The following is a 1,510-nucleotide window of genomic DNA, read 5'->3' on the forward strand; positions in this document are numbered from 1 at the left end:
TGTCCGCCGTCAGCACCCCTGAGACAGATTGAGGCTCTTCACGAACAGAGGATGGCTGGTTCATCGTAGCCCCCAGGAGCGAAGATGAAACAGACATCCGGGCCGGCGCGGAAGCCGGCAGAAGCCGTGATCAAGGACATCCGCCGGGCCACACGTCGGCAGTTCTCGTCCGAGGAGAAGATCCGCATCGTGCTGGAGGGCCTGCGCGGTGAGGACAGCATCGCCGAGCTGTGCCGGCGCGAGGGCATCGCGTCCTCAATGTACTACGGCTGGTCCAAGGAGTTTCTGGAAGCTGGCAAGAAGCGGCTGGCTGGCGACACAGCCCGAGCCGCGACCGCCGATGAGGTCAAGGAACTGCGCCGGGAGGCCGGGGCGCTGAAGGAGGTCGTGGCCGATCTCGTCCTGGAGAACCGCCTGCTCAAAAAAAGTATGACCGGGGCTGGGGGCGACGAGGCATGAGGTACCCGGCCTCTGAGAAGCTGGAGATCATCCGGCTGGTCGAGCAATCCCATCTGCCGGTGTGCGCCACCCTGGAGAAGCTCGGCATCACCCGGGCGACGTTCTACCGCTGGTACGACGCTTTTCAGCGCGGCGGCCCCGAGGCATTGGCGGATCGCCCGTCCCGACCCAGCCGGGTCTGGAACCGGTTGCCCGCCGAGGTTCGCGATCAGATCGTCGCCCTCGCGCTGGAGGCGCCGGAGCTCAGCCCCCGCGAGTTGGCGGTGCGCTTCACTGACGAGCGGCGCTACTTCGTCTCGGAGGCCACCGTCTACCGCCTGCTCAAGGCCCAGGACCTGATCACCAGCCCGGCCTACATCGTCGTCAAAGCCGCCGATGAGTTCCGCGACAAGACCACCGCGCCCAACCAGCTCTGGCAGACGGACTTCACCTACCTGAAGGTGATTGGCTGGGGCTGGTACTATCTCTCGACGGTGCTCGACGACTTCTCGCGCTACATCGTGGCGTGGAAGCTGTGCACGACGATGCAGGTCGGCGACGTCACCGCCACGCTCGACTTGGCGCTGACCGCCGCTGGCCTCGATCAGGTGCAGGTGGTGCATCGGCCACGGCTGCTCACCGACAACGGATCGAGCTACGTCGCGGGTGACTTGGCTGACTGGCTCGGCAGCCGGGGCATGACCCACATCCGCGGTGCGCCCCGCCATCCTCAGACGCAGGGCAAGATCGAGCGCTGGCACCAGACGCTCAAGAACCGCATCCTGCTCGAACATGCCTACCTGCCCGGCGAACTCGAGGCGCGTGTGGCCGCCTTCGTGGAGCACTACAACCATGTTCGGGCTCACGAGAGCCTGGGCAACCTCACCCCTGCCGACGTCTACTTCGGTCGCGGAGAGGCCATCTTGCGTGAACGGGCGCAGATCAAACGCCAGACCCTCATGGACCGCCGCTTGCGCCATCACGCGCAGGCTGCCTAACCTCTCAATCCAGATGGACCAGAGCCTCCGTTCCTGAGCTTCCCGACTCGTCTCAAATCATCTGACGACGGACA

The 1,510-nt window shown here is 65.2% G+C and carries 1 protein-coding gene; it reads left to right on the top strand.

The genetic code is table 11. The features are described 5' to 3' along the window. Nucleotides 1-84: 84 nt before the first annotated feature. Nucleotides 85-1,436 (top strand): IS3 family transposase gene (locus BM396_RS31770; protein WP_230366882.1). Its coding sequence is split into 2 segments (ribosomal slippage): nt 85-420 and nt 423-1,436, totalling 1,350 coding nucleotides; the frame shifts between segments, so codons are not numbered across the junction. Nucleotides 1,437-1,510 lie beyond the last annotated feature (74 nt).

It is taken from the genome of Methylobacterium sp. UNCCL125 (assembly GCF_900116795.1).
GTDB classification, from domain to species: Bacteria; Pseudomonadota; Alphaproteobacteria; order Rhizobiales; family Beijerinckiaceae; genus Methylobacterium; species Methylobacterium fujisawaense.